General features: G+C 59.9%; 1 protein-coding gene. It reads left to right on the plus strand.

What is annotated here, in order from left to right; genetic code table 11:
- Positions 1–311: 311 nt before the first annotated feature.
- Positions 312–609: DUF2887 domain-containing protein (locus CKO42_RS26860; RefSeq protein WP_200252908.1), on the plus strand; the 298-nt coding region annotated here is incomplete at its 3' end.

Genomic DNA, 609 nt, shown 5'->3' on the forward strand with positions numbered 1-609 from the left:
TAAGTGACGAGGCTACCTCTAGGTTCGCTTGCGCTGCGGCCTGCGGTTTTGCACCCACGAAACTCACGACCCTTGGTTACCCAAACGCCGCTCCGGGGCACTACAGTGGTGTACGAGCAACTCCATCAGCGGGACTTCAACCCGCAAGTTAATCAGCCTGTTACGGCATACGGTCAGGTCTTGCAATCGAGCATAGATGATGAGGTCAAAAACGCTGACGGGATAAGGCAAGCCGGAATCAAGCCAGGAAGGACGGGTAGCAAGTTCACCTAACCCGCGCACTAGGCTCGTCATCGGCTATCCTCTCAGGCATGAAGACCGACCACCCGATCTATCTGTTTCTGCGCAGCGGCCCCGAGGCCTTTCGGGTGCTCACCGGCGGTCTGCGGCTTGAAGGCGCCTACAAGGTCTGCTCGCTGACCCTCAAAAGCCTCGAGCGCCGACTCGATGGCTTGGTCGCGCCCGACGGCCACTCAGGCCCTGCCTATGTGGTCGAGTTTCAGGCCCAGCCCAAGGCTAAGTCCCTGTACAACCTCGCCGCCAAGATCGGGCTCTATGGCGAGGAGAACCCCGAGCATGAAGTCCTCGGCATGGCCGTGTTCCTGCGTG

The organism is Lamprobacter modestohalophilus (assembly GCF_016583905.1).
GTDB classification, from domain to species: Bacteria; Pseudomonadota; Gammaproteobacteria; order Chromatiales; family Chromatiaceae; genus Lamprobacter; species Lamprobacter modestohalophilus.